The organism is Micromonospora sp. CPCC 206061 (assembly GCF_036906915.1).
Classification (GTDB): Bacteria; Actinomycetota; Actinomycetes; order Mycobacteriales; family Micromonosporaceae; genus Phytohabitans.
Map to the genome: position 1 here is coordinate 1 of NZ_JBAKHX010000162.1, position 6,465 is coordinate 6,465.

The following is a 6,465-nucleotide window of genomic DNA, read 5'->3' on the forward strand; positions in this document are numbered from 1 at the left end:
CAGGACAACGGCGTGCGCTATTCACGACGCGCCGCACCACCCACGGAAGCGTCAGGAGAGCCCCATTTCGGGGCGGTGTTCCGTCGACTCGTCCAGGCTACTGGTATCGGCGAAGGTTCCCCGGCCCGTCCTCGGATCCACGACCTTCGCCATTCATTCGCGGTCCACACGTTGATCAGCTGGTACCAGGACGGCGGCGACGTGAGCGCCAAACTGCCCCGTCTTTCCACCTACCTGGGCCACCGCGGCCCCGTCTGCACCTACTGGTACCTCTCAGCTGTGCCTGAGCTACTGGCCCTGGCCGCCGGTCGACTCGAAACCGTGCAGGAGGCCCAGTCATGACCTCACTAGCGTCGACCCTGCAGCTGTTCTTCACCGAACGGCTCGCCAGACAGCGCCAAGCAAGCCCTCGCACCGTGATCGCCTACCGCAACACGTTCCGGCTCCTGCTGCGCTTCCTGCAAGACCGGACCGGCAAAGCCCCATCGATCCTGGACTGGCAAGACCTCACCGCCGAGGTAATCACGGCCTTCCTGGATCACCTCGAGACCGACCGACACAACAGCCCCCGCAGCCGCAACGCCCGACTGGCGGCCCTACGCTCGCTGTTTCACTATGCAGCCCTACGCCACCCCGAACACGCCCAACTCATCGCACAGGTGCTGGCCATTCCCCAGAAACGCTTCGACCGCACGCTGATCTCGTTCCTCAGCCCGGCAGAGGTCGACGCCCTGCTGGCCGCCCCCGACATCGACCGGTGGGAGGGCCGCCGTGACCGCGCCCTAATGGCACTGGCCGTGCAAACAGGCCTTCGGCTATCCGAGCTCATCGGACTGAACTGCGGCGACCTCCAACTCGGCGCAGGACCCTACGTGCGCTGCACCGGCAAGGGCCGCAAACAACGCTGCACACCGCTCACGACCTCAACCACGGCGCTGCTGCGCGCCTGGCTACAGGAACGCGGCAACCTCCGCGACCAACCCCTGTTCCCCACCCGCACCGGCCGACGCCTCAGCGACGACGCCGTCGAACGCCGACTCGCCGTCCACAAGACACACGCAGTGCAGCACTGCCCATCCCTCTCGACCAAGAAGATCACCCCGCACGTCCTGCGACACACCGCCGCGATGTCTCTGCTGCACGCCGGCGTCGACGTCGCGGTGATCGCTCTCTGGCTCGGCCACGCCGACATCCGCTCCACCCAGATCTACCTGCACGCCGACATGACCATCAAGGAACGAGCCCTCGCCCGCACAACGCCACCGTCCGTGCAGGCAGGCCGATACCGCCCTACCGACAGCCTGCTCACCTTCATCGAAACCTGTGATTACCCCGACCACCCCCACCGCCGACACCGCGGAACCCGCCCGCCACCACCGTTCCAGGGCTCCGCCCAACAGCCCGTCGGGATAATCCCGAGGTCGGGATAAGTCCACGCTCAGCACTGGCGGCACCGGCCCTACCGCAGCGGGCAGACCCATGAGGACTCGCAACACTGTGGTCCGGGACACCGCCACGCCGAGCCGGGCCAGCACCGCGGCGCCGGCGCGACCGGCAAGGGTCACGGCCAGGTCCGCGATCAGGGCGGTCAACTGGCGAGTCCGTCGCGCCCACCGCTGTGCCAGCGCTGGGATCTGTTCCCGGAACGTGCGCCGCCCGCAGCCGCTGGTCTGGCATAGCAGACGTCGGACCCGCAGCTCAACGACCACACCACGGCCAGCGGCCGGCAGATCGGCCAGACGGCGGACGTGATAGCCATGCACCCGCTGCGACGGTCGGTCGCACTGCGGGCAGGGCACCGCGACCGGTGGCGTTCTGGCTCGTACGACCAGCCCGGCGCCATCCTCGATCACCTCGTCGATCACCAACGTCGACAGCTGCGGCAACAACACCTTGATCACGTCCGAGGCACACCAGCAAGGAGTGTGCCCTACCGCCGCCGACCACTAAGGACAGACCCCACCACCGTCTCTGTGCCAGAGCCGTTTTCGCGATAGTCCCTGACAGAGGGGGACTATCGCGAAAACGGCTGGCCGCCTTCCGCACGAACCTGGCGTATTCGCGCAGTAGTTGCGGGAGGTCGAACATGGTGGTCATCCGATCTTCGTGGCGGTGGCGGCGGTGAGGACGGCGTTGGCGGCTTGTTGGCCTGCGTAGAGGGCGCCTTCGATGTGGCCGGTGTAGTCGGGGGCGGTTTCGGTGGAGGCCCAGTGCAGTCGCCCGCCGAGGGTCGGCTGCTGGAAGCGGGGGTGGCCGAACAGCCCGTAGTTGTTCTGCTGAGTGGCGCCGGCTGGTGAGGTCCACTGTTCGGCGCTCCAGTTCTGCACATGTAGCGCTTCGATCTCGGCGGCCGGCGGGCCGAACATGGCGGTCAGCTGCGCGGTCACCGTCTGCTCGAAGCCGGGGCCGATGTCGGTGGCGTGGGCGAACCCGAACAGGGCAGCGCGGGTGCCGTCGGGGCCGGACATGTCGTGGATCTCCCGGAGAGGGCCGGTGCGGCTGATCGCGGCTCCGGCAAGTCCGGCGGTGCGCCAGAACGGGGCGCGGTACCGGACGACGACTTTCGCTGCGGCGCCCATCCAGACCGGGATGATCGCGGCGAGTCGTGCCAGGTCCGGGTCGAGGGGGGTGTCGAAGGTGATGCGGGCGACGGCGAGTGCCGGTGGGACGGCGAGGACGACCTGCCGTGCGTGAAGGACCTCGGATCCGGTCTGGAGGTGAACGGTGTCGTTGTCGAGCCGGATGCCGGTGACCGGTGTCGACAGACGCAGCGCCGCGTCGGGAAGTCGGGCGGCGAGACCGGTGGCCAGGGTGTCGGCGCCGGTGGGGAACCGGTACGCGGGGGCGTCGATCGGGTTGCCGCGAAAGCGCTGTACTCCGGTGTGGTCCTGCAGGAGGGCGTCGCCGTGGCGGTGCTGGTCGAAGGCGGTGATTCCCAGTTCGGCGACGAGGTTGGTGACGCGTTGTTCGCCGTTCCAGAACCAGGTGGCGCCCACGTCGTAGCCGTCGATGCTGGCCAGCCGGCCGCCGACGCGGTCGCGGGCTTCCACGCAGAGAGTGTCGAGACCGGCCGCGTGCAGCAGGGTGGCGGCGGTGAGGCCGGCCGGTCCGGCGCCGACCACGATGACGTCGTGCACGGTGTCCATGGGTGCCATGTGCCTATCTCGGGTGTTCGCCGGTGGTCAGGACCACGCGGAAGCGGGCGTCGCCGGCTTGCTGGCTGATGAGGGCTTGTTCTGCCTGTTCGAGGGGCAGGGTCTGGGTTCGGGGCCGGATCCCGGTGGCGGCGGCGAACCGCATGGCCTGTTCGGTGTCGGCGGGGCTGCCGGTCAGGTGCCCACCGATGGTGCGGGCGTGCATGACGAGTGCGGCCATCGGCAGGTGCACCGCGGTGGCGTCGAACCCGGCGACGGTGAGCCGTCCGTGTGGGGTCAGCCCGGTGATCAGGTCGGCTAGCAGGGCGCTGGTGGCGGCGGTGGACACGATCAGTGTCGCGCCACCCAGCTCTTTCAGGGCGGCGCCCGGCGTCTGGTCGTCGGTGTTGATGTAGTGGTGGGCGCCGAGGTCGAGGGCGGCTTGCCGTTTGTGGTCGCCGCGGCTCACGGCGACGGTCTCGTAGCCCATCGCTGCGGCGAACTGCACCGCGAGGTGGCCCAGCCCGCCGATGCCGATCACGGCGACCCGGTCGCCGGTCTGGGCGCCGCCGTGGCGCAGAGCGTTGAAGGTGGTGACACCGGCACACCCGAACGGTGCCGCCTCGACGAAGCTCAGCGCGTCCGGGATCCGCGCGAGCGTCGTGGCGGGAACGGTGATGGTGGTGGCCCAGCCGCCGGGATAGGACAGGCCGGGAACCTGCCGGTCGGGGCAGTGCACAACGTCGCCGCGGCGGCAGGCGATGCAGTGGCCGCAGCTGCCACCGAACCAGCCGACGGTCACCCGGTCGCCCGGCTGCCAGCCGGACACCCGTGGCCCGACCTCGGCGATCACTCCGGCGACCTCATGGCCGGGAGTGATCGGGAACCCCGCGGACGGTGAGCCGGCGCCGACGGTGCCGGCGTCAGCCCCGCAGACGCCACTGGCGGCCACGTCGATGCAGACCTCACCGGTATCCGGTGTCCGTGGGCTGATCGGGGTGACCGTCAGCCTGCCGCCGGGGGCGTGTACCTGCACGGCCGTGGCAGCCGGCCGGACGTCATCGAACACAGCAATACGCTCCTGCCTCGCGGCGCACGAGGTGGATGGGGTGATCAGGGCCGGGGCGACCGGTGGGGCCGGGAGCCCCGGCTGCGATCTCAGGCTCCGTCGCTGGCGGTGATGACCGGCTCCACGGAGATGGCGCGGCGGAAGTTGTTGAGGTTGGGTGAGGTAGCGAGAGCGGCTTCGATGGCGGCGCGCACCTCGTTCTCGGGTGCGGGGCTGGTGGCGTCGACGTGCACGGTGACCTGGTCGTAGCCGGGGTTCACGGTGGGGTCGAGGCCGAGGAAGCCGCGCAGGTCCAGTTTCCCGCTCGATCGGATCCGCAAGGTGGTCAGGGTGATGCTGCGGGTGGCCGCGGTGGCGACGATGCCGACGGTCATGCACGCGTTGAGGGCGGCGAGCAGCAGTTCCTGCGGATTGGGGGCGGTGTCCTCACCGAGCAGCGTGGCCGGTTCGTCGGCGTCGACGGTGAACTGATGCGGGTGTTGCTGCCCGCCGAGGTGGTAGGAGCTGATGTGGGCTCGGCTGCGGGTGCCGCCCTGCCAGTGGGTGTCGACGGCGAAGCCGGCCGTACCAGCCTTAGGATCGGTGGTGACGCTCGCGGCGAAGGCGGCGAGCGCGGTGGTGTGATGCCATTCATCAGGTTTCTCTCCGTCCGCTGAGTGGTCACTGGTTGCGGCCGGCCATGACGCCGCCGTCGACGTCCCAGATTGCGCCGGTTACCCAGCCGGCCTGCTCGGACAGCAGGAAGGTGACGGCGTTCGACACGTCGGCGGTGGCGCCGATCCGGCCGATCGGGTGGAAGCCGTTGAAGCCGGCCAGCGCGGTGTCGACCTCGGCGGGCGGGATGAAGCCCTCGTAGATGGGGGTGGCGACCACGGCCGGGGAGACGGCGTTGACCCGGATCTTGTGGGCGGCCAGTTCCATGGCCAGGTGCTGGGTGAGGGCGTGCAGGCCGGCCTTGGCCATCGAGTACGCCGACGAGGGGGTCGCGGCGATGGCCTGCTTGGCCCACATGCTGCCGATGTTGACGATGGCGCCGCCGCGGCCGCCGTCGGCCATGCCCTGCGCGACGGTCTGGGTGATCAGGAAGGTGGCCTTGTTCAGGTCCAGGTAGCTGTCGTAGTCGGCCGCGGTGTGCTCCAGAAACGGCTTGGGCACGAACACGCCGGCGGCGTTGACCAGCAGCGTCGCGTCGGCGTGCTCGGCGGCCAGCTGCTCACGCACCCGGGTCACCGCGTCGGGGTCACGCAGGTCGGCGATGATGCCCCACGCCTGCCCCCGGGCGGCCAGGTCGGTGACGGTCTTGTCGACGCGTTCCGGGCGGGAGCCGATGACGACCGCGCTGCCACCGCCGGCGACGACGTCCGCGGCGACCTGGCGGCCCATGCCGCTGCTGCCGCCGACCACGACGAGCTTACGGCCGGTGAAGTCCTGTGCCATGGCTGATCTCCTTCTGATGTCTATCTACTAGTTGGAAGGTTGCTTGGTCGTGCGAAAGCGCTACCGCAGTGTGCTGTGCGCGGCTGTGCTGAGGGCGTGTTGTCAGATCAAGGCGTCGAGCAGGGTCGCCGCCACCGATCGGACGACGTCCCGGTCCGGTCCAGTGGTGGCGTCCGGCTGCCCGTGAGCGCGAGCCAGGAGCAGTGCCCCTTCCAGGGCCGCCAGGTAGGCTTCCGCCGCCGCGTTCGTCCGGGAAGCCGGCAGTCCGGCCTCGGCGAGCACGCCGGCCACCCACCGCTGCTGATCGGTGAAGAACGCGCCCGTCGCCCGCCGTACCTGCACCGGCAGGCTCTCCGCGTCCGCCGCGAAGACGCCGCACAGACACAGCCTGCCCCCCTCGGCGAAGACCTCGGCGTACAACCCGGCATAGCCCAACAGGCGCTCCCGGGCTCCCGTCGCGTCGTCGTCGACCTGCTGACGGGCGACCGCGAACTGCTCCCGATAGCGTGCGAGCAGCGCCTCGGCCAGCGAGGCCTTGGTCGGGAAGTGGTGATGAATACTCGGCTTCGTGATCGACAGCTCGGCACTGATGTCGGCGTAAGAGAAGCCGTTGTACCCCCGCACCTGCGCCAGCGCCTGAGCCCTGTCCAGGATCCGATCCGCTGTCGTCGTCACGCCACTATTTCTACCTTCTAGTTGGTAGGGAGTCAAGATCTGTGACCGCCGTCGCCACCGAGACCGCTTTGCTGACTCGCAGAAACGGGGCTCTCCTGACGCTTCCGTGGGTGGTGCGGCGCGTCGTGAATAGCGCACGCCGTTGTCCTG

The 6,465-nt window shown here is 69.4% G+C and carries 7 protein-coding genes and 1 pseudogene; 2 read left to right on the top strand and 6 right to left on the bottom strand.

All coding sequences use genetic code 11. The annotated features are described in order from the left end of the window. Positions 1-342, top strand: a 342-nt coding sequence (locus V6V89_RS40830; RefSeq protein ID WP_442935321.1) for a hypothetical protein, incomplete at its 5' end; no start/stop codon positions are given. After that, complete coding sequence (locus V6V89_RS40835; protein ID WP_334625090.1) at positions 339-1,430, top strand: tyrosine-type recombinase/integrase; 1,092 nt, start codon at positions 339-341, stop codon at positions 1,428-1,430. The genes V6V89_RS40830 and V6V89_RS40835, both read left to right, overlap by 4 nt. Positions 1,431-1,679: 249 nt before the next feature. On the opposite strand, the pseudogene V6V89_RS42015 reads toward V6V89_RS40835, so the two are convergent. From V6V89_RS42015 to V6V89_RS40860, 6 genes and pseudogenes are all read right to left on the bottom strand, one after another. Further along, a pseudogene (locus tag V6V89_RS42015) lies at positions 1,680-1,901 on the bottom strand (transposase family protein); the annotation flags it as partial. Positions 1,902-2,093: 192 nt separating this feature from the next. Further along, the gene (locus tag V6V89_RS40840) at positions 2,094-3,155 is read right to left on the bottom strand and encodes a flavin monoamine oxidase family protein (RefSeq protein ID WP_334625091.1); all 1,062 of its coding nucleotides are present in this window, start codon (positions 3,153-3,155) and stop codon (positions 2,094-2,096) included. Between the two features lie 4 nt (positions 3,156-3,159). Further along, entirely contained in the window at positions 3,160-4,203 is a 1,044-nt protein-coding gene (locus tag V6V89_RS40845; protein ID WP_334625092.1) for an alcohol dehydrogenase catalytic domain-containing protein, read from the bottom strand. A gap of 89 nt (positions 4,204-4,292) precedes the next feature. After that, positions 4,293-4,577 carry a hypothetical protein gene (locus tag V6V89_RS40850; protein WP_334625093.1) on the bottom strand — a complete coding sequence of 95 codons (285 nt, stop codon included), beginning with the start codon at positions 4,575-4,577 and terminating at the stop codon, positions 4,293-4,295. 286 nt (positions 4,578-4,863) lie between these two features. After that, positions 4,864-5,640, bottom strand: a complete 777-nt coding sequence (locus tag V6V89_RS40855) for an SDR family NAD(P)-dependent oxidoreductase (protein ID WP_334625094.1) — start codon at positions 5,638-5,640, stop codon at positions 4,864-4,866. A gap of 102 nt (positions 5,641-5,742) precedes the next feature. Next, positions 5,743-6,315, bottom strand: a complete 573-nt coding sequence (locus V6V89_RS40860; RefSeq protein WP_334625095.1) for a TetR/AcrR family transcriptional regulator — start codon at positions 6,313-6,315, stop codon at positions 5,743-5,745. Between the last annotated feature and the right edge of the window lie 150 nt (positions 6,316-6,465).

Coding starts and splice junctions, on each gene's coding strand:
- V6V89_RS40835 (WP_334625090.1), top strand. CDS start 339: ATGACCTCACTAGCGTCGACCCTGCAGCTGTTCTTCACCGAACGGCTC.
- V6V89_RS40840 (WP_334625091.1), bottom strand. CDS start 3,155: ATGGCACCCATGGACACCGTGCACGACGTCATCGTGGTCGGCGCCGGA.
- V6V89_RS40850 (WP_334625093.1), bottom strand. CDS start 4,577: ATGACCGTCGGCATCGTCGCCACCGCGGCCACCCGCAGCATCACCCTG.
- V6V89_RS40855 (WP_334625094.1), bottom strand. CDS start 5,640: ATGGCACAGGACTTCACCGGCCGTAAGCTCGTCGTGGTCGGCGGCAGC.